Below are 21516 nucleotides of genomic sequence, written 5' to 3' on the forward strand. Positions count from 1 at the left end.
AACGCTCAACCAATATGCCGCTAAGCGACCTCAACTTACAACGGCATGTCTAGGGTACGTTGATGTTTCAGGGTTATTTTTTGTCGCTACCTGCCCTAGATTTTGGTAAATCTGGACCAGAACAAACAAAAATGAATCTCGAAACATCACCCTCCCTAAAATAGTTTGGGCTATTTGGTTTTCACCTCCCTGAAATAGAACTGCTGCGAAATGGTATTCTTCCACACATCCTCAACAATATTGTCGCCATTGGTATAGGACTCGCCCGCGACTTTCATCGACGATCCCCCTTTGCGCGATACCACTCGAAGGGAACCATTTGGCATAAACTCAGTGCGCCATTCGCTGTCATCTTTATCACAGGCGCCAAGTTGCAAATTACCCTCAACACTGACTAAGCACTGGGCTTGTTTATTCGCCGTCAGTTGATTTGATTGCAGACGATAATAGCCTTCACTGGTGGATGTTGCGTGCCATTGCTGGCAGGCGTTACCTGTGTATTCATATTGGGCGACATTAGCATTCGCCTTTGTGTCACATTGCTGCGCTGAGACTACACGGCCACTGTGGGCATTTACAATTGCAAAATGGGATACGGGTTCGATACGCCAGTCTGTACATTCACTAACACGATTTTCACCAGCAACCACAGCCGTATTCTTTTTGCTGCTGCAATTGGCCGCTTGTAGATTTTTAATCGAGCGCTCATTGGCAAAACGGAACCAGCCATCACGACTCGCATCAACCGACCAACGCTGACAACGGGACGCAACCCAAGGCGCTGCATTCATGTCCGAGGCCTTTTCATCTTGGCAGTCAGCTTGCGTTAAAAAGGTCCCTTCGGCCACATTAGCAAACCGATATAAACCATCGTTAGCAGGGTCGATAATCCAAGCACTGGCTTTATCATCACACTGACCAACACTGACTTCTCCTTTCGCATTGGTCACTAAACATTGATTAATATCACGATTGACGATGCGGTATTTCACCCCTTCAACTTGGGCTTTTAATGGCCCAAACTCGCCGCTTGGAACAGGTAACTGTTGCTTGTCGGCTAATGGCTCACCAAACTGCGGTAAGCCTTTATCATCCCACTTAAAAGGTTGTGCTCTGGCGGCGCGGGTGCCACTACAACCATCTGTGGGTGATGAGTTACCGTGATACACTAACCAATCTTCGCTGCCATCGGGGGAGGTAAAAAATCCGTGATGGCCTGGGCCATATACGCCATTGGCTTTACTGAAGAAGGGTTTGTCGAATTTTGTCCAAGCAGCAGGATCCATAGGATCCTCCCCTGTCAGCTCAACAACACCGAGAGAATAATCCTCTGTATTACAAAAACTGGCCGAATGAACGAGGAAAGTGCGTCCATCACGCTGAATAATCTCAGGCCCTTCATTGACATTTAAGCCTGACTTTTCCCAGTCATAAATGGGCTGAGTGATCACTTTATGATCGCCCGTTACCGTCCAAGGATTGGTCATTTTAGCGATGAGGTTCACTTGATCTTTACCGTGCCATTCTGACCACAAAAAGTACAACTGCCCCTTGTGCTCTAAGTAACTGCCATCAATATTCCAGTGTTCTGGCATGGGAGTGCCCTTAAATTTATAGGGCCCCATAGGGTCGCTGCCTTCACTCTCAAGGATATGATTGCGCTGACCATCAAAATTTTCTGCTACACCCGAGGTATAAATCACATACCAACGCAAACCTTCTGCGGTTTGCATGGGGTGGAATTCAAACGCCCAAAAATTACAGCAACGGGACTTATCATCGTCTGACCAAATATTGTGCGCAGGGGCATCGGCAAGCCCTGCTATCGTAGGCGATTTACGCATCACCAATTCAGAGGTCCAAGTGGTCGTCGTCAAATAATAGTTTCCATTATTGTATGCAAGCCAAGGATCTGCACCATTACGAAACAATGGGTTGGCAAAGGTTTCACTGGTAATATGATTATCAGCAGGCACAGGTGACGCTTCAACCACTCCAGTGCTAAAGCCAAATGTGAGCGCCATCGCGGCCATCAATGTTGTCAGAGAATGCGTCATTATTATTTATTTCCGATTGGGTCAACTAATACACTTTTATATTGAGTCAGCGCATTTGGATCAACGACAGGCCAACCTTGGGTATTCCATGTTAATTCAGCTATTTTGAGCTTTTGTAAGCCCTTATCCGCAGACTCATAGGCGTGGAAAACCAAATAGTCCTTGCCCTCAAACTGGTAAACGCTATTGTGCCCAAGGCCAGGCCAAGCTTTTGTACCGCGAAGCAGCACGGAACCGCCACCCTGTGCCATATCTTTACCCTCTTTATCAAGATAAGGGCCAGTGACAGAGGTTGAACGCCCAATCGCTAAATGGTAAGTGCTATCATCGGCGCGGCAGCAAAGACCGTAGGAAACAAATAGATAGTAATAATCATCTTTTTTGTAGATAAACGGCGCTTCGATTTGTGCAGGGCCGGGTTCGGCATCATTTAGTAAAGCTGGACGCTCAAGTTTGGCTAAAGTGTGCCACTCTTCTGGTTTAGCAAGGGAGATAAAATCTTGATTGAGCTTCACCAGCTTTAGCCCTTGCCAGAATGAACCAAAACTCATCCAAGGCGTGCCCTTTTCATCGACAGTAATATTAGGGTCAATTGCATTCCATGCATCTCGATGGGGAATAGACTCAAGTACCATTCCCTTATCAACCCACTGATAATCTTTTGAGTTTTTATCTAACGTCTTGTTAACGGCTACGCCGATCGCGGAAGTGTTTTTACCAAAAGCGGAAATAGAGTAATAAAGATAAAAATAACCGTCGTGCTCAATAATATCCGGTGCCCATAAATGCCCATTAAAATCCGGAGCCACACCGCGTGCCCATGTAGGCTCAGTATCAAATACCCGTCCGGCTAATGTCCAATGCACCTTATCCGTTGAAGCATAATAGGTGATGCCAGGTCCCGTGCTGAAAAGATAATAATTGCCAGCTTCTTTCGCCATAACAGGATCATGAATACTGACCTGTTTTGCATTAACGCTGCCTATCGAACCCATAAGCCCGATCAACAAGGCACAATGGAGCTTATTCATATGTCGCTTAAGGTGCTTTCTCGCGGTAATAGAAATACGTAGCATCATTTCTCCTTAATGAAACGAGATCCCATTCTAACAAAATAGCTATTATGCTATTGTATGATGATTAAGGTTATCATACTATCAAGACAAATAAGTAACAATCAACTGCGGAAAATTAACAGCAAGAAAATGTGTTAACATCTGGGGAATGCGATAATACGCTGTGCTGACACATTAACTCACTGTTTATAAAAAATATAATAAGGATTTCTGATGAGTTCTCATAAAATGTCGGTCATTGAAAAGATCGGTTACGGCTCAGGGGATATGGCCGTCAACGTCGTGATATCTTCAATGATGTTAATTATTACCTTCTTTTATACGGATATTTTTGGCCTAAAGCCCGCCGATGTGGGCATTTTATTTCTACTCGTTCGATTAATCGATGCCATCACGGATCCCTTAATGGGCATCATTAATGATAAAGTCACCACGCGCTGGGGGCGTTACCGTCCCTACTTCTTATTTATGGCAATCCCCTTCGGGCTTTCGGTATTTTTAACCTTCAGCACGCCGGATTGGGACTATAACGCCAAACTCATTTGGGCTTATTCGACTTATATTCTTGTGACCATCATTTTTACCACGGTCACTATTCCCTATATTTCCATTATTAGTGTACTGACGGATAATCCAAAGGAGCGCTTATCCGCTAACGGTTATCGGTTATTCTTCGCCAAAATTGCCGCCTTTTTAGTGACTATTATTGTCCCTATATTAGCTTCCTCTTGGGGGGGAGATGATATTGCTGCAGGTTATCAAAAGGCCATGGGAGTGATGGCGTTAATGGCAACACTGCTGTTTTTATTCTGTTTTTTCACTACAACTGAACGTGTAGCCTATAAGGTTGAAACTAAACCTATTTCAATGCAAATACGTCTATTGTTAAAAAATGATCAGTGGCTCATTTTGACCGCTATTTGTGTCATTGGCACTATTGGTTATGTGATCCGCGGTTCGGTTGCCGCCTATTACGCCACCTACTTCCTTGGTGGTGATGCCAAAATGCTTTCGGCCTTTTTATCAACAGGAGTGGGTGCGGCAATCCTTGCGATGGTCGCCTCAACTTGGATCACTAAGCGCTTTTGTAAACTCAAATTATTCCGTTACAGCCAAATTGCTGTAGGCATTTTGAGTGTGGTGATGTTTTTTGCCGTTCAACCCGGAGACATAGTGTTAGCCTTTGTGCTCTATTTTGCGATTTCTTTTGTGGTTGATTTGCACGCTCCAGTTTTCTGGTCAGTGATTTCAGAATCCGTCGATTACGGAACCGTCAAAACCGGTCATAGGGTATCTGGCCTTGCATTTGGGGGGATATCCTTTGCACAAAAAGCGGGAATGGGAGCGGCAGGTTTTGTAGTTGGCATGTTATTGACCTACTTTAATTATCAACCGGGACAAGAACAAACGTCTACGACGCTCATAGGCATTTCACTGATGCTAACCATCATACCTGGCGCGTTCCATACCTTGATGGGCTTATTGATGTTCAAATACAAGATATCGGACCGTGTCTATGAGGACATTAAGCTGTCACTGCCCGATATGGAAGTAATTGATGGGAAAAGTACGCCAGTGACACAGCCTAATGTCCACAAGGATAGTACCCAAACCCAAGTTTCTATATAGTTTTTGATGATGTTTTTGGAGTCATAGATGTTAAAACTCACCCCTTTAATCGAACAACGTGCCGACCCGTTTATTTATAAACATACGGATGGTTTTTATTATTTCACCGCCTCAGTACCTCAGTACGACCGTATTGAATTACGCCGAGCAACGACTATTGCAGGTCTTGCCGATGCAGTCCCAGTGGATGTCTGGCATAAACCCGATACAGGCCCCTATTCCGATCTAGTGTGGGCACCAGAACTCCACTTTAACCAAGGGGCTTGGTACTTGTATGTCGCCATAGCCCCAAGCCGCGAAATTAAAGATGCTCTGTTTCAACATCGTATGTATGTGCTGCGCTGCAATGATGCCAACCCGCTAACGGGGGAATGGCAGTTCCTTGGCCAACTTGATACTGGCATAGACACCTTTTGTCTCGATGCGACAACATTCGAACACAGTGGGCAGCTGTATTATGTTTGGGCGCAAAAAGCCCCTGATATTCAAGGGAACAGCAATCTTTATATCGCGAAGATGGATACCCCAGACAAAATAAGCTCAACCCCCCGTGATGCTGACAAAGCCTGAGTACCCATGGGAAATTAAAGGGTTTTGGGTGAATGAAGGCCCATCAGTGCTAAAACGCAACGGTAAAATCTTTATCACTTATTCTGCCAGCGCGACCGATGAAAATTATTGCATTGGCTTACTGCATATTGATGAAAATGCTGATTTACTCGATGTAAATCAATGGCATAAATCATCAAACCCTGTGATGACAAGTTGCTATGAGTACGGTGTTTATGGGGCTGGACACAATAGTTTCACCCTTGCAGAAGATGGTGAAACGGTTTTATTGGTGTATCACGCACGTACTTATACTGAAATTGAAGGCGATCCATTGTGGGATCCAAACCGTCACACCTATGTCAAGGCGCTTCGTTGGGATGATTCAGGTATGCCGGTATTTGGTAAGCCATCTATCCAAGAGTAAGTTAACTGTGATTTTTAGCCCCTGCATTAGGGGCTTTTTAACCATCAATAACCCAAACCTAGACTTTAAATTTAACCACTAACGTATTTAAATCTACCGCTAAACGGGTTAGTTCTGCAGAACTCGCACTTGTCTGGTGAGCGCCTGCAGCCGTTTGAGCCGCTAAATCTCTAATGGTTATAATATTATTATCAATTTCCCTTGCTACGGTTGATTGTTCTTCAGCAGCGCTCGCGATCACATGATTACTGTCACTGATTGCAACAATACGCGTGGTGATCTGATCGAGTGCTTTAGTCGCTTCGTCGGCAACAATACGGGCTTGATTGGTTTTTTCACTTGTAGTGACCATGGAGGTGACTGCAGCCTCAGCAGAAACTTGTACTTGCCGTACCATAGTCTCGATTTCACCTGCAGATACTTGTGTTCTATGGGCAAGGCTTCTTACCTCGTCGGCGACAACCGCGAACCCACGTCCCGCCTCACCCGCGCGAGCCGCCTCAATGGCAGCATTGAGTGCTAATAAGTTAGTTTGCTCTGATACTGAGCGGATCACATCCAGCAACTTGCTAATTGAAACAACCTGAGCAGCCAACTGATTAATGACCGTCGTACTTTTGGTCATCTCATCGTTAATTTCGGTGATAACGGCAGTTGTATCCTCGACTCGATTTTTACCTTCTACCGCAAGCTTGGCCGATTCAGAAGATGCATCTGACGCTTGTTGAGCAGTACGAGCGACTTCATCCACAGCAGTGCTCATTTCAGTTATTGCTGTAGCGGCTTGTTGGATCTCATCATTTTGTAGCTGTAAACCACGGGATGAGTCTTCTGTGACGGAGTTGAGTTCTTCTGCGGCGGAGGCTAGTTGGCTAGAGGAACTGCCGATATGCACAATGGCGTCCCTTAAATTGCGCTGCATAATTTGTAACGCAGTAACAAGACGAGTTAACTCATCGTCACCACTGACACTTATCGACTGAGTTAAATCACCATGGGCAATAATTTCTGCGGTTTTGACTGCAGCTTGTAGGGGCTGATTAATACTATTCGACAACATAAAAGCAATAACGATGGCAATGATACTGGCAACGATCACTGTCACAATGACTAACCAAAAATTACTATCATATTCCGTAATTGAGACAATACGAGTGTCATCGGAGGATGCTTTGTTTATGGCAACCAGATCTCTAAGATCTTTAACTATCTCATCAGCCAATGTATAAAGCTGCGGCAGTACCAATTTAGCTTCATCTAATTTTCCCGATGTTGCAAAACTAATTAATTTATCTTGTTCAACATAATAGGTCTTTTGGACTTGTTCAAATGCACGGTATACCGCCCGCTCATTATCCATCGAGATCAGTTGTTCATACTGAGCCTGATTTTTTTCAATCTCCAATTTAAGATCGCGGATAACGTTAGCAACTTGTTCGCGGCTTTCTTGAGTCTCGCTGACTAATAACCTGAGTGTGAGCACCCTAATTCGCATCATATTTGAATTAAGCTCACCAAGACTCATGATTGAAGGTAATAAATTGGTTTCAACGGTATTGGCATTTGCGCGGATAGTTTTCATCGATGAAATTGATAATCCACTTAAGCCGATCAGCAGCAATACCATGAGCAAAAAAGCGATTAATAGGCGGGTTTGGATTTTTATCGTCCTTAACATAGTTAATTACCTTATCTATATTGAAATAATGATGTCATCCAATCGAATATAGGAATATAGCGATTAGATAATCATCTGCGCTCTAAATTATAGATAGGAATTTATTTTTAGGATCAATAAACAGTCATCAAACATCAAAGCCGGTATTTATCACAAAAGATTAACAAGCATGATGTAAGCACCTGTTAATCGCTTTTCTGCTTTGATAACTGCCACACTATTACTCTGTTATTTTATATCGACCACATTATCTGCCAGCTCATTGTGAAATACAGGGAATCCATTCTCTGTCCATGAAATAGCGCGGTAGTAAGTATGGCGATTACCATCGGTTAATGGCGTGCCTTGAAGTTCAAGGTAATTGCGAGCATGGTAAAACATCAACTCGGTTTGACCATCTTCGGCAAGCACAAAGCTGTTATGTCCAGGACCAAAGCGATTAAGTGTAGGCTCTGTGCTAAAAACAGGCTCAGAAACTTTATGCCAATTTTTGGGGTCGAGCAGATCTGCATCTTGCTCCGCCCAAAGGAGTCCCATCGCATAACGATCATCTGTTGCACTGGCAGAATAAGTGACAAATACCTTCCCATTTTTCACCAATACCGCAGCGCCTTCATTAACTTTAAAGCCTTGCCTTTCCCAATCCAGCAAAGGCTCACTGATGATTGCTTCTTGTGGTGATGCCGCTGTAGGTGACAGCATTTTGGCAATCACCAGTCCCGTATTGTAGCTTTTGGCATCGTCCTGCTGCGCCCAAATAAAATAGCCCTGCCCGCCAACACTAAAGTGGGTGGCATCTAAGGAAAATCCATCCCTTGCGGTTTTTAAACGGCCAAGCTCTTGCCAATCGCCCTTCATGGGGTTGTCACCTTCAAGCCCCAATACAAACATGCGGTTATGAAAGCGTCTGTCTTTATCACTGGCGGCATAATAGATATACCAGCGACCATCAATTTTATGCAGTTCTGGCGCCCAAATGTCGATACTCATTGGCCCTGATGTATGCTTACGCCAAATAATTTTGGGGATAGCTTGACTTAATTCTTTAATATTTGCGGCATGACGAAGCTCTATCCGATCAAACTCGGGTACAGATGCAATAAAGTAATAGCTCCCATCATCATCTTTTATAACCCAAGGATCCGCGCGGCGCTCAATAAAAGGGGCATCTTGAACTGCACTTGACGTCACGCTAGTTTGAGAAGCAGGAAGCGCTAGAACGGGCGAGGAACTCGCTGCACACACAGGCAACAGCATCGAGGTAATAAAGGCTGATAACAGACCGAATTTTGCGTTAGTTTTCGAGAGTATATTATCCATGGTTAGCTTTGCGTCCATTCAAGAGTTTCTGTAACACGATGAAGAAAAATAGCAATAAGCCAATTACTATCTTGGTCCACCAACTACTGAGTGTACCGTCAAAGGTGATGTAGGTTTGTATAACTCCCATCAAAAACACCCCAAGTACAGTACCTAATATAAAACCACTCCCGCCAGTAAGTAATGTCCCCCCAATCACCACGGCAGCAATAGCGTCAAGTTCTACGCCAACCGCCCCAAGGGAATAACCAGAAAAGGTATAGAAGGTGAAAATAATCCCCGCCAAAGTGGCGAGAAAACTGCTAAGGGCGTAAATGCTAATGGTGGTTTTTGCAATCGAAACCCCCATTAACTCGGCAGACTGCGCATTACCACCGAGGGCATACACATTTGTACCAAAACGACTGTAGTGCATCATGGTGGCGATAATGGCAAAAAAAACAATAAAAATCAGCGAACTGATATCGAGTGAACCATTACCTGGTAAAGCGATGCTCAGGTCGGCAATCGCATCATAAAATGGATGATCAATCGCTATCGACTCTTCACTTACTGTTGTCGCAATACCACGGGCAAGAAACATCCCCGCAAGGGTTACAATAAAAGGCTGCAACTTATAGACATGAATGATCGTGCCCATCAGTGCGCCAAAGAGCGTGCCTAAGGGTAAGATAAGTGCAAAAGCGAGCAAAGGATGCCACTGATATTGCGTAATTAATACACTACTGAGTACACCACTTAAAGCAATCACAGCGCCGACGGAGAGATCAATCCCCCCCGAGATAATCACTAGGGTCATCCCAAGTGCAGTGATCAATAGAAAAGCATTATCACGGAATAGGTTAGTCACCACTCGAACGCTGGCAAACCCCTCAAAATGTAACGCCCCTATCAGGAACATGACCAACAGCAAGGAGGCCGTGATCCACAATGGAATAAAACGCTTAGACATCATTTCTTGTCTCCAGCCGTTGTGCCCTTGAACACACGTAATTTAAATAAGCCAGACAACTGATGTCTGAATTTTTCCGACTGCAATAAAAGTACGGTTAAAATCACTATGGCTTTGGTCAACAGATTAAATTTGGCGGGTAAACCACTAACAATAATCGTTGTGGCTAAGGTTTGAATAATAAGAGCACCAATGATTGATAAAAACAAAGAGAAGCGCCCGCCCGTTAATGCCGCACCACCAATCACCACGGCTAAAATAGCATCGAGCTCGAGCCACAATCCGGCGTTATTAGCATCTGAACCTTGGATATCGGCGGTACTTATCATACCCGCCAAAGCCGCACATAGACCTGCAATTGCATAGGCGAATAGTTTGATGGATTTGTCGTTTATCCCAAGATAGCGGCTCGCCTTAGCATTACAACCAACGGCTTCAATAAAGAGACCAAGTGCGGTTTTACGCAATAACAATTGGGTCAATACCAGCATGCCAATCACAATCCAAATCGGCATAGGTAATCCTAAAAACTGCCCGACACCAATGGCTGCAAAGCCTTGATGTTGGAACGTGACTATCTGTCCTTGGTTAATAAGCTGAGCAACACCACGTCCCGCAACCATCAAGAGTAATGTGGCAACAATCGGCTGGATCCCTAAAAAACTGACTAGTGAGCCATTAATGCAGCCCGCCAGCAATCCTACGACAAGACCTGCCAATACAACCGTACCAAGACCAATATCCGGTAATAGTAAGAGGTTTGCGCACACAGCCCCGGCGATTGCCATCACAGCGCCAACGGAAAGGTCAATCCCACCAGTGGCAATCACTAGACTCATGCCAATGGCGAGCAGTGCAACAGGTGCGCTGCGGTTTAAAATATCAATTAAGGATCCGTAAAGCCGATCATCTTGATAGGCAATTTGGAAAAAACTGCTATCAATAAAGAGGTTTGCCAGTAACAGTAAGGCCAGTGCTAACAGTGGCCAAAGATACCGACCAAAGGACGTAGACTTACCCGCTTGATAGCGATCATTGGGTGTTTTACTGCTGGTTTGTTGACTGTTTGGCATCTCAATCAAAGCCTCGGATGACATCATTTCTACTGAGGTTTTCATCTATCCCTCCGCAATGGCTTGCATAACGTGTTGTGAGGTAAGTTCAGCACCCGATAATTCACGCACTGCATATCGGTCGCGCAATACCACCACTTTGTTGGAAAAGGCGACCAGTTCATCAAGCTCAGATGAAGCAACCAGTAACGACATACCGTCATCACATAAGGTTCTAATCAGCTTGATAATTTCGGCGTGAGCACCAATATCGATACCGCGAGTCGGTTCATCTAATACAAGGAGAATGGGTTCAATGGCGAGCCAGCGAGCTAAAATGACTTTTTGTTGATTACCGCCACTGAGTTGCTCAATGGGTTTATCTGCATCTGGGGTCGCTATCTGTAACTTATCGATAAAAAATTGGGCGATTTCCTGCTGCCTTGTCTTTGACAAACAGCGCCACCATCCTACCCTCGCCTGCAATGCCAGAATGATATTCTCGCGGATCGACAGCGGGCCGATAATGCCATCGACCTTACGATCCTCTGGACATAGAGCAATGCCCGCATTAATTGCATCTACAGGGTGTGAAAGATGGAGCTTTTTACCCGCAAGGTGAATACTGCCACTCTCGAGTAAATCGAGCCCAAATACCGCATTACACACCTCACTACGCCCTGAACCCAAAAGTCCAGCAAGCCCAACGGCTTGACCTTTAGGAACTGTTAAATTCATCGATTGAATTGACCCTTTAACCGACACGCCCTCAAGGGACAAAAGTATGGCTGATGTGCCGTTTGTTGTTTGCTCCGCCGCACTTTTCTCGACTAAATGCTGCTGCAATGAGCGCCCGAGCATGGCTTCGATAAGCTGAGGTTGTGGCAGTTCAGAGGTCAGATACTCACCGATAAAACGCCCGTTTCGTAAGACTGTGATACGGTCGCTAATTTGATAAACCTGATCGAGAAAGTGCGTAATAAATACAATTGCGACACCCTTTTGCTTGAGCTGGTTCAAAATACTAAACAGTACTTGTACTTCATCGGCATCCAAACTCGCCGTTGGCTCATCTAACACGAGGACTTTAGCCGACATAGCGACGCCGCGGGCAATGGCAATCAATTGCTGAACAGCAATGGAATAACTCGATAACGGTGCACTCACATCGATATCGAGCTTAAATTGTGCCAGTACAGTGCGTGCATCGGCATACATTTTTTGAAAATGGATCAAACCAAAGCGTTTTGGCTCGTGGCCCAAAAATAAATTTTGCGCCACGGTAAGGTTAGGGACCAGATTAACTTCCTGATACACAGTGCTTATGCCAATCTTTTGGGCCTCAATAGGCGTATTAAAATGCTGTTTTTCATTTAGAAAAATGATTTCACCACCGTCTTTCGATTGTGCGCCCGTCATCACTTTGACTAAGGTAGATTTCCCCGCACCATTTTCACCTAATAAGGCATGAACTTCCCCAGAAAATAACCGTAAATTCACCGCTTCGAGCGCTTTTACGCCCGGATAATGTTTACTGATATTCTTAAGTTCTAAGATAAGGCTCATAGCGCATCTCCCCAAGAAACTGTCTATCGCGGATTATTGCAGACGACGTTTTTCATATTCGGCTGCTGCGGTTTCTTGAGTGAATACATCACCTGTTGTACTGATAAGCTTAGGTAGATCTTTATTTCCCTTAAGAAACGCATCAATCGCATCAAAGGCGGGACCACCCAAATATGGACTCAATTCGACCGTTGCATTAACGTCACCATCCGCCATTGCTTTGAAGTAATCAGGCACCCCATCAACAGAGACAATTAAGATATCTTTACCCGGCTTAAATCCGGCTTCTTTAATGGCTTGCACAGCACCTAATGCCATTTCATCGTTATGTGACCAAACGGCGCACAGTGCTTGACCATTCTGTGCTTTTAGAAAACCCTCCATCACTTCTTTACCCTTAGCGCGGGTAAATTCCCCAGTTTGACTACGCACAATGTTGGCATTCGGGTAATTAGCAATGACGGCATTAAAACCTGCAGCGCGATCGATAGCGGCAGTCGCACCGACTGTGCCCTGTAACTCGGCAATCGCACAGTTACCTTGGGTTTTATCCATTAACCACTGCGCTATTTTGCGGCCTTCTTCGGTAAAGTCAGAAGCAATACGGGTGAGAAACAGTGAGTCATCATCGACCTTAATATTACGGTCAACAATCACAACGGGGATATTTGCTCGCTTGGCTTCCTTAAGGACAGGCTTCCAACCCGTTTCAACGACGGGCGCGATAATAATCGCATCGACGCCTTGAGCAATAAAGCTACGTACAGCCTTGATTTGGTTCTCTTGTTTTTGCTGAGCATCGGCAAACTTTAAGTCTATTCCCCGTTGTTTGGCTTCCGCTTTTACCGCCTCACTAAAACTGGTTCGCCAGCCACTTTCTGAGCCCACCTGCGAAAAACCTACCGTGGTCGCAAAGGCGCAACTGGCTCCTATCGCCCATAAACTGAATACTGAAACTAATGTATATTTTGTCATTTTTATTCCCTTATTAAATTTTAATAACAGCAATCCCCAGACCTTCTTAATGCAGAAGATCAAACTCAATTAAACTAATATGACTAATTCGTTATATGACTAAAGTGTCACACACGGTTTAAATTAAATATTTTTAAATCTATGCACCGTTATTTGTTTATAGGGTTTATTTGCCTCTAACATAACACTCGGAAAATGAGCAATATTGACGGCATTAGGATAACCATGGGTTTCTAAACATAAACCTTGATATTGATTTAACGGTTTTCCATGATTATCAAGCCGCGTACCATCCAAAAAATTACCACTATAAAATTGCACGCCTAATTCTGTGGTACTGATTTCCAATTCACGTCCTGAAATAGGTTCGATTAATGTGGCGATGGTTTTTAAGCATGAGGTATTGTCTATATCCTTCGACATCACAAAATAGTGGTCATAACCATTACTTAATTTATGAATATCTTCAGATATGGATTTTATTTGACGAAAATCGAAGGGGGTATCATCGACTAAAACCAATTCACCCGTAGGAATTTGCTCAGAATCTAAGGCTAAAATATGACTCGCATTGAGTTGTAAGTTATGGCCTAAGATGCCATGTTGCTTGTCAGATGCGAGATTCCAATAGGCATGATTTGTGAGACAAACCGGAGTGGTTTGGTCAGAGAGTGCATCGTAAATTAGGGTCAACTCATTGCTTTCGCTAAGGCGATATTCGACTGTTACGGATAAATCCCCAGGATAACCTTGATCACCATCAGGACTCTGTATTCTAAAGATGGCACCAACAGCATCGGAATATTGCTTAGTTTCACATTGCCAAACACAGTGACTTAAGCCTTGCGGACCACCGTGAAGTTGGTTATTACCTTCATTCGGGGTTAATACAATGGTTTGACCCTTTAAAGAAAATGCCGCTCCACCAATTCGATTTGCAACGCGGCCTGCAGTAATACCAAAATAATAAGGATTTATTGCCCAATCTTGAATATTCTGATAACTCAAACTGAGATCAATGGTTTTATCTTCTTTTCCATAGAGTTTGACAGACCAAATACTTGCACCATAACTCGATAACACTACTTCCAAACCATGACTATTCGTTAATGTTATTAACTCTAATGGTGCAGGAAAGGCACTATGTGTTAATTTTTGTGTAGAGATTGAGAGTGACATATGAGTGCTTTCACCTTTTATAATAAGTTTTCTCAGCACTCATCCTCAGCTATCTATGTAAGATAATGACGACTTAATCAACAAAGACTTTATTGTTAATGATTAAATCCAACCACCATCTACAATAAAATTTTGTGCAGTGCAGAGTTTGCTATCATCGGCCGCCAAAAATAACGCCATAGCGGCAATATCTTCAGGCATCACATATTCTTTAATACATTGATTATCTTCAATATGTTTTGCCGTATCCTTATCAACCCAGTGCGTTAATTGACGCTTCGTCATCACCCAACCTGGGGTCAAGGTATTAATTCGAATTCTATCTTTACCTAAATCCGCAGCTAATCCGCGAGTCAATCCCATAGCACCAGCTTTAGAGGCGGTATAGCCTGCCATACCCGGCTGGCGATTATGCCAACTCATTGAGCCTAAATTGATCACTGAACCGCCACCCAGACGTTGCATTTGCGGCCTTACCGCTTGCACTGCAAAAAAATAATGCCGTAAATTGGTGTTTAAACAGTGATCCCAATACTCAGGAGTCACTTCATCTATGCTATGGCGCTCATCGCAGGCGGCGTTATTAATCAATACCGCAATGGTTCCAATTTCCTGCTCTATCTGCGTAACGACGTTTTTTAGTGCTGCAATATCCACGAGATCACAGGGATAAAATTTCACTATTGCATCGGGCATACTGGCTAATAAGGTACTAACAAGTTGATTTGATTCCGTTATAAGTATGTCGGCAAATGCAACTTTTGCGCCCTGCTCTAAGAATGATCTCACTAAACAGGCGCCAATACCCGTACCGCCACCACTGATAAAAATGGTTTTTCCTTTCAAGCTCGGGTATTGATTACTTAACTTCATAACTCAACCTTTATTAAAATAATTATTTGGTTTTATTATAAAAGAAAAAGTGTCCATGTTTAATGGGAATGTGCCGGAATATCAGCACCCCGACATCCCACTAGAAAATCAAAATCACACCCTTCATCGGCCTGCAACACTCTTTCCCTAAAAAGGGATAAATAACCACTGCTGACAGGAAGTTGCTTAACCAAGGCGATTTTTGCTAACCGATCCGCTAATTCTTCGTCACTAATCTCTAGTTGCAGTACGCCAGCAAAAGTATCGAGTGCGATCACATCACCATTTTGTACCGCAGCTAGTGGGCCTAAGTCCTGTGACTCGGGGACAACATGCAATACGACTGTTCCAAATGCAGTACCACTCATTCGCGCATCCGAAATCCTAACCATATCTTTAATCCCTTTTTTTAACAGCTTAGGTGGCAATCCCATATTGCCGACCTCAGCCATTCCAGGATATCCCTTCGGGCCGCAATTTTTGAGCACCATGATGCTCGTTTCATCAATCGCAAGTTCGGGATCATTTATGCGGGCGTTGTAATCATCAAAGCTCTCAAACACGACCGCTTTACCACGATGTTTCATTAAATGCGGACTGGCTGCAGAAGGTTTAATCACTGCACCTCGAGGGGCCAAGTTTCCCTTTAATACTCTGATCCCACCATTTTCAACTAAGGGTGTATCAATACTCATGATCACGTCTCGGTTGTAACAAGGTGCATTTGCCACATTTTCCCAGAGCGTTTTCCCATTCACTGTTAAGGTATTTTTACTCAATAAATGATGGTTAAAGAGTTCTTTTAGCACTGCGGGTAAACCTCCTGCATAGTAAAAATCCTCCATCAAATACTGACCCGAGGGCTTAAGATTGACTATCGTCGGTACATCATAGCCATACGACCAATCATCCAGTGACAAATCAACCCCTATTCGCCCCGCTATGGCTTTTAAGTGGATAACCGCATTGGTCGAGCCGCCAATCGCCGCATTGGTTTTTATCGCATTGATAAATGCTTCACGCGTGAGCACTTTTGAAAGCGTTAAATCCTCATGGACCATATCGACAATACGCATTCCAGACATATGGGCTAAGACATAACGTCTTGAATCAACAGCAGGAATAGCCGCATTTTGTGGCAAACTGGTGCCTAAACTTTCTGCCATGCAGGCCATAGTCGATGCCGTTCCCATGGTATTACAAGTACCCGTTGAACGTGACATATCGGCTTCGGCATTCATAAACTCAGCCAAGCTAATATTTCCTGCTTTATATTCTTGATGCAGTTCCCAGACTAAAGTGCCAGACCCTACATCTTTCCCTTTATGTTTACCATTTAGCATAGGCCCACCCGTCACGACTATGGTGGGTAAATTGCAACTGGCCGCCCCCATGAGTAAAGCCGGCGTTGTTTTATCACAACCCACTAAGAGCACCACACCATCAATCGGATTGCCTCGAATAGCTTCTTCGGTATCCATCGCGGCCAAATTACGCGTTAACATGGCACTGGGGCGTAAATTAGATTCGCCATTAGAAAATACTGGAAATTCCACTGGGATCCCCCCTGCTTCACGGATCCCATTTTTAACTCTTTCAGCCAATTCCCGCAGATGACCGTTGCAGGGCGTTAACTCCGACCAAGTATTGCAAATACCAATAACAGGCCGGTTGTGAAAGTGATGCTCTGGAATGCCTTGGTTTTTCATCCAACTACGATACATAAAACCATTTTTATCATCGCTACCAAACCAGCTTGCGGAACGAAGTGCTTTTGTTTTTTTATTCTGCATTGTTACACCTTCGTTTTACCTCTGCTTAGTGCCCGACTCGCCTATTCACACCTATTTTCAGTACGTGCGGTATTTACCGCGAAGCTAAGGCAAATAATGGCGATTAAAAGACTGTCGTTAACAATTCGTACTTTAAAGATTGCTAGCGAGTAAAAGTATTGGTATTACTATAATACTAAAATGTCAAAAAACAATAGAGGAATTATGAAAAAAACGCTTTTGAGTATTTGCTTAGCCTTTAGCTCAGCGACATTTGCGGCAAATCCGTTGTTTTCAGATGTGTTTACTGCCGATCCCGCCGCAATCGTTCATCAAGATACTGTGTACTTGTATACGGGACATGATGTGGCCAAAGACAACAAAACCTTTTTTGAAATGCATGATTGGTTAGTCTTTAGCTCCAAGGACATGGTTAATTGGACTGCGCATGGCAGTAAACTGTCAGTCAAAGATTTTAGTTGGGCCAAAGGTGATGCATGGGCTAGCCATGTCATTGAAAAAGAAGGTAAGTTCTATTGGTTTGTCACAGCAAGGCACGCAAAAATTAATGGTTTTGCCATTGGTGTAGCTGTTGCAGATAGTCCATTAGGCCCCTTCAAGGACGCCAGAGGCACTGCGTTAATCACTAACGATATGACAACCGATACTGATATCGATTGGGATGATATAGACCCTGCCGTGTTTATCGATGACGACAAACAAGCTTATTTATTTTGGGGGAACACTAAACCTCGTTATGCCAAACTTAAAGCCAATATGATTGAACTCGATGGGCCGATTCATTCTATTGATGTGCCTAACTTTACTGAAGCACTCTGGGTCCATAAAAAAGATCACACTTATTATCTTTCCTATGCGTCTGGTTTTCCTGAAAAAATTGCCTATGCAACCAGTCACAGTATTAATGGCCCTTGGAAATACCAAGGAATTCTTAATGAAGTTGCCGGTAATTCACCGACAAATCATCAAGCCATTATCGAATTTAAAGGCAAATCCTACTTTATCTATCACACAGGTGCTTCGCAGGATAATGGTGGAGAGTTTAGACGTTCTGTGGCAATTGACCCGCTCTACTACAATGAAGATGGCACCATTAAACGTATTCATATGACCACAGAAGGTATTTCAGCGGCACAATAGCAGTTTAAGTCCTCATGTCAGCGAAAAACAAAAAGGTGATCTAATGGCAAAGATCACCTTATGTAACAAACAGATTAGTCTCGCTCAATATTTTTCTTTAATGTTTCTTGGGAAGTCGACAGCAGCTTATTCATTTCGGCTTTGGCACGCACGCTGTCTCCTGCCGCTATCGCGGTATAAATGGCCTTATGACCCGGAAGTGATTGTAGAAAATCATCTTGAATCGTACTGCTTAATCTAAACAATTCCAGCAATGCCGATTGAATGGAGACACCCAAAGACACCATAAATTCGTTATTGGTGGCATCCAGAATCGCCATATGAAACTCGATATCTGAGGTATATACCTCATCCGTACCCAGCTGTGCGGCTTCCATTTTGGCATAGGCAGCTTCAATGATTTCAAGCTGCTCTGGCGTACGTTTTTTAGCGGCCAATTCTGCGGCGGCTGGCTCAAACACCTCACGAATTTCATACAACGAAGTGTAAAACTCTGGCGACGGTTTAGATTGGGAAAACCAGTTTAAGATCACAGGATCAAACATGTTCCAATGACGACGCTCACGAATGCGGGTACCCAGTTTCGGCCGAGATTCGATTAGCCCCTTAGCCGTCAGCACCTTAAATGCCTCCCTTAACGATGTACGGGAGACCTCAAGTTCTTCACAGATGGTATTTTCATTAGGAATATATTCACCTGGTGCATAAAAACCGCCAACAATACGAGAACCCAGTTCGCTAGCCACCCAGTTGTGGATATTTTGCGGTCGGTTGTTTGCCTGATTTGCCATTGCGCCCTCTTTTGTCTTAGAAAATATGCCGAACTCAATCTAGATGAATAGGTGATAAACCTAAGATTTATCTAATGTTATAATACTACCTTTCCCTAAAAACGTAACAGGTAATTTTCATAAAGCCAAGAATTTATGGGGATTTCAACCAAAGAAAAACATTGGTTTAGGTTTTTAGGGATAAGCCAATAATTGAACCAAGCCTATGCCGTCAGAAAGTAATCATTTTGGATATCAAAATCGACAAGGACATCGACGACAAACATTCCTGCTGACTTAGCCGCTTGAATACCTGCTTTTGCATCTTCAAATACGATGCAGCGCGCTGGCGCGATCCCCATCAATTCGGCGCAGCGTAAAAAGGTATCTGGAGCAGGTTTGGGTTCACTGACCTGATCTGCGCCTACCACATGATCGACCAGTTCAAGCAAACCACACAAGGTTAATATCTCAACCGCTTCGCCAGTATAGGCCCCCGTTCCCACCGCCATAGGACGCTTCCCCTTATTTTGCTTAGCAAACTCGATTAAACGAGTCGGCTTAACATATAAATGCATGGTTTCTCGTACCAAGGCTTCTTTATACTCATTCATCGCTTCATAGCTTGCGGTTGGCGTGACGCCAAAATGGGCGATAAGTATTTCAAGTGTTCCAATGGTCGGTACGCCAGCAAGAGAGCGCATTAACGCTGCATCAATCGGGATCCCAAAGTGACTTAGTGTTTGTCGCCATGCCTGTTCATGTAGCTGACCGCTGTCCACCAAAGTGCCATCCATATCAAAAATAATGCCATCAAAATTTGTATACATGTTGTGTTTCAACCTCTTGGACGGGGAACCATTAGCAAATAAAGAACTCAGCTTCGGACATAAAATACAAAGCCGCCCTAGGGCGGCTCTTAACTTAAGAAGATAAATTATAGCCCTCTTGCTAGGCCGTAATAAACGGAATTTTGACGTAATTCATTTTTGAACTGACGAATTTGAGTGTCGGCATCAATAATCACTAATTCAGCCCCCGCCATTTCAGCAAAATCGACAATGTTTTCAGTCGATATCGCTTGGCTATAGGCCGAGTGATGCGCGCCGCCCGCATGGATCCACGCCGCTGCTGCAATTGACAAATTTGGACGCGGTTCCCAAAGTGCAGAAGCAACAGGTAAGTTTGGTAAATCCTGTGGCGGTGTCACTGTGTCTAATTCGTTGAGGATAATACGGAAACGATTACCAAGATCGATTGTCGATACGTTAATGGCAGGCCCCGCTCTCCCCGTAAACAGTAAGCGTGGCACATCACAGCGCACACCTATAGTGTGGCGATGCACTTCTAAACGTGGTTTGCTAGCAGCAATAGATGGACACACTTCGAGCATATGTGCGCCGAGCACTTGATCCGTCGCGCCGAAGTTATAGGTGTAATCCTCCATAAAGGAAGTACCTCCAACACGGCCTTGTCCCATCACTTTCATGATGCGTACCATCGCAGCGGTTTTCCAATCACCTTCGCCGCCATAGCCAATACCATTGGCCATCAAACGCTGTGTCGCTAACCCTGGTAATCCCGTCATTCCCGTTAAGTTTTCAAAGCAGTTCGTAAAAGCACCAAACTCGCCATCCTTTAAGAACTGCGCTAACCCGAGTTCGATTTTGGCTTCTTTTCTTAAACGATCGAGTTGGTATTCATCATTAAACAATTCGTTGCTAATAATATATTCGCTCGCATAGCGGTCAATTTGAGCCGTGATATCATTTTCGCTAATGGCATTAATGGCATCATTGAGTTCGCCTAAACTGTAGGCATGCACTTCGTAACCGAATTGAATTTGTGCCGCAACTTTATCACCTTCGGTCACTGCCACTTGGCGCATATTGTCACCAAAGCGAGCAATACGAAGATTTTGACTTTCGTTCCAGCCTGCTGCCGCGCGGCACCAATCATCCACTTGGGCTTGTACATCGTTTGTTTGCCAATGCCCTACAACCACTTTGCGCTCTTTACGCATCCGAGTGCCGATATAACCAAACTCGCGGCAACCGTGGGCACTTTGGTGAGTGTTCATATAATTCATATTAATGTCGGCCCAAGGCAGTTCGGCATTAAATTGAGTATGCAAATGCATAAAAGGTTTGCTGAGTTCATTCAGTCCCGCTATCCACATTTTGGCTGGCGAGAAAGTGTGCATCCACAGGATAATCCCGACACAGTTTTCGTCGCTGTTAGCAGCTTGGCACACCGCGTAAATTTCGCGGGGAGATTTAACCGTGGGTTTATAGACAACTTCCATTGAAATTGCATCAGACTGATTAAATCCGTTGACAATTTGTTCACTGTTTTTTGCGACTTGCTCTAACACTTTGGGCCCGTACAATTCCTGCGACCCCGTGACAAACCACACTTGTTTTTGTTTGAATGCTTTCATATCGCTCTCTCTCATCTTTAAATTCAGTTATTCAGAACAG

General features: G+C 44.1%; 16 protein-coding genes and 1 pseudogene. 3 read left to right on the top strand and 14 right to left on the bottom strand.

What is annotated here, in order from left to right; genetic code table 11:
• Positions 1 to 170: 170 nt before the first annotated feature.
• Both JEZ96_RS09960 and JEZ96_RS09965 read right to left on the bottom strand, forming a co-directional pair.
• Positions 171 to 2057, bottom strand: a complete 1887-nt coding sequence (locus tag JEZ96_RS09960) for a family 43 glycosylhydrolase (protein ID WP_025007679.1) — start codon at positions 2055 to 2057, stop codon at positions 171 to 173.
• 2 nt (positions 2058 to 2059) lie between these two features.
• On the bottom strand, positions 2060 to 3133 hold the full coding sequence (locus JEZ96_RS09965; protein ID WP_025007680.1) for an arabinan endo-1,5-alpha-L-arabinosidase: 1074 nt from the start codon (positions 3131 to 3133) through the stop codon (positions 2060 to 2062).
• Between the two features lie 213 nt (positions 3134 to 3346).
• On the opposite strand from JEZ96_RS09965, the gene JEZ96_RS09970 reads away from it, so the two are divergent.
• The gene (locus JEZ96_RS09970) at positions 3347 to 4762 is read left to right on the top strand and encodes an MFS transporter (protein ID WP_025007681.1); all 1416 of its coding nucleotides are present in this window, start codon (positions 3347 to 3349) and stop codon (positions 4760 to 4762) included.
• A gap of 27 nt (positions 4763 to 4789) precedes the next feature.
• Positions 4790 to 5738 (top strand): annotated as a pseudogene (locus JEZ96_RS09975) (glycoside hydrolase family 43 protein).
• Between the two features lie 58 nt (positions 5739 to 5796).
• Here JEZ96_RS09975 and JEZ96_RS09980 read toward each other — a convergent pair.
• The 9 genes from JEZ96_RS09980 to JEZ96_RS10020 all read right to left on the bottom strand — a co-directional run bounded on the left by JEZ96_RS09980 (position 5797) and on the right by JEZ96_RS10020 (position 17126).
• Positions 5797 to 7416, bottom strand: coding sequence for a methyl-accepting chemotaxis protein (locus JEZ96_RS09980; protein ID WP_025007682.1), 1620 nt, complete (start codon positions 7414 to 7416; stop codon positions 5797 to 5799).
• Positions 7417 to 7644: 228 nt separating this feature from the next.
• A complete protein-coding gene (locus JEZ96_RS09985) occupies positions 7645 to 8754 on the bottom strand; it encodes a glycoside hydrolase family 43 protein (protein WP_025007683.1) in 1110 nt (369 codons plus the stop codon).
• A complete protein-coding gene (gene yjfF / locus JEZ96_RS09990) occupies positions 8729 to 9691 on the bottom strand; it encodes a galactofuranose ABC transporter, permease protein YjfF (protein WP_025007684.1) in 963 nt (320 codons plus the stop codon). Before yjfF ends, JEZ96_RS09985 begins: the two co-directional genes overlap by 26 nt.
• Positions 9688 to 10806, bottom strand: coding sequence for an ABC transporter permease (locus JEZ96_RS09995; protein WP_061783144.1), 1119 nt, complete (start codon positions 10804 to 10806; stop codon positions 9688 to 9690). Before JEZ96_RS09995 ends, yjfF begins: the two co-directional genes overlap by 4 nt.
• Positions 10807 to 12306, bottom strand: a complete 1500-nt coding sequence (locus JEZ96_RS10000) for a sugar ABC transporter ATP-binding protein (RefSeq protein WP_025007685.1) — start codon at positions 12304 to 12306, stop codon at positions 10807 to 10809.
• A 33-nt stretch (positions 12307 to 12339) separates the two neighbouring features.
• A complete protein-coding gene (locus tag JEZ96_RS10005; protein WP_025007686.1) occupies positions 12340 to 13281 on the bottom strand; it encodes an ABC transporter substrate-binding protein in 942 nt (313 codons plus the stop codon).
• Positions 13282 to 13404: 123 nt separating this feature from the next.
• On the bottom strand, positions 13405 to 14460 hold the full coding sequence (locus tag JEZ96_RS10010) for an aldose epimerase family protein (RefSeq protein ID WP_011919349.1): 1056 nt from the start codon (positions 14458 to 14460) through the stop codon (positions 13405 to 13407).
• A gap of 102 nt (positions 14461 to 14562) precedes the next feature.
• A complete protein-coding gene (locus tag JEZ96_RS10015; RefSeq protein ID WP_011789277.1) occupies positions 14563 to 15333 on the bottom strand; it encodes an SDR family NAD(P)-dependent oxidoreductase in 771 nt (256 codons plus the stop codon).
• Between the two features lie 59 nt (positions 15334 to 15392).
• On the bottom strand, positions 15393 to 17126 hold the full coding sequence (locus JEZ96_RS10020) for an IlvD/Edd family dehydratase (RefSeq protein WP_011919350.1): 1734 nt from the start codon (positions 17124 to 17126) through the stop codon (positions 15393 to 15395).
• 204 nt (positions 17127 to 17330) lie between these two features.
• Between JEZ96_RS10020 and JEZ96_RS10025 the strand changes: the two genes are divergently transcribed.
• A complete protein-coding gene (locus tag JEZ96_RS10025) occupies positions 17331 to 18266 on the top strand; it encodes a glycoside hydrolase family 43 protein (RefSeq protein ID WP_025007687.1) in 936 nt (311 codons plus the stop codon).
• A gap of 74 nt (positions 18267 to 18340) precedes the next feature.
• Here JEZ96_RS10025 and JEZ96_RS10030 read toward each other — a convergent pair whose 3' ends face one another.
• The 3 genes from JEZ96_RS10030 to araA form a co-directional block, all read right to left on the bottom strand.
• Positions 18341 to 19057, bottom strand: a complete 717-nt coding sequence (locus JEZ96_RS10030; protein WP_011789274.1) for a FadR/GntR family transcriptional regulator — start codon at positions 19055 to 19057, stop codon at positions 18341 to 18343.
• A gap of 203 nt (positions 19058 to 19260) precedes the next feature.
• Positions 19261 to 19866, bottom strand: a complete 606-nt coding sequence (locus tag JEZ96_RS10035) for a beta-phosphoglucomutase family hydrolase (protein WP_011919352.1) — start codon at positions 19864 to 19866, stop codon at positions 19261 to 19263.
• Positions 19867 to 19973: 107 nt separating this feature from the next.
• The gene (araA, locus tag JEZ96_RS10040; RefSeq protein WP_198779798.1) at positions 19974 to 21476 is read right to left on the bottom strand and encodes an L-arabinose isomerase; all 1503 of its coding nucleotides are present in this window, start codon (positions 21474 to 21476) and stop codon (positions 19974 to 19976) included.
• Positions 21477 to 21516: the final 40 nt, after the last annotated feature.

The sequence above is a fragment of the Shewanella putrefaciens genome (assembly GCF_016406325.1).
In the GTDB taxonomy this organism is placed as follows: domain Bacteria; phylum Pseudomonadota; class Gammaproteobacteria; order Enterobacterales; family Shewanellaceae; genus Shewanella; species Shewanella putrefaciens.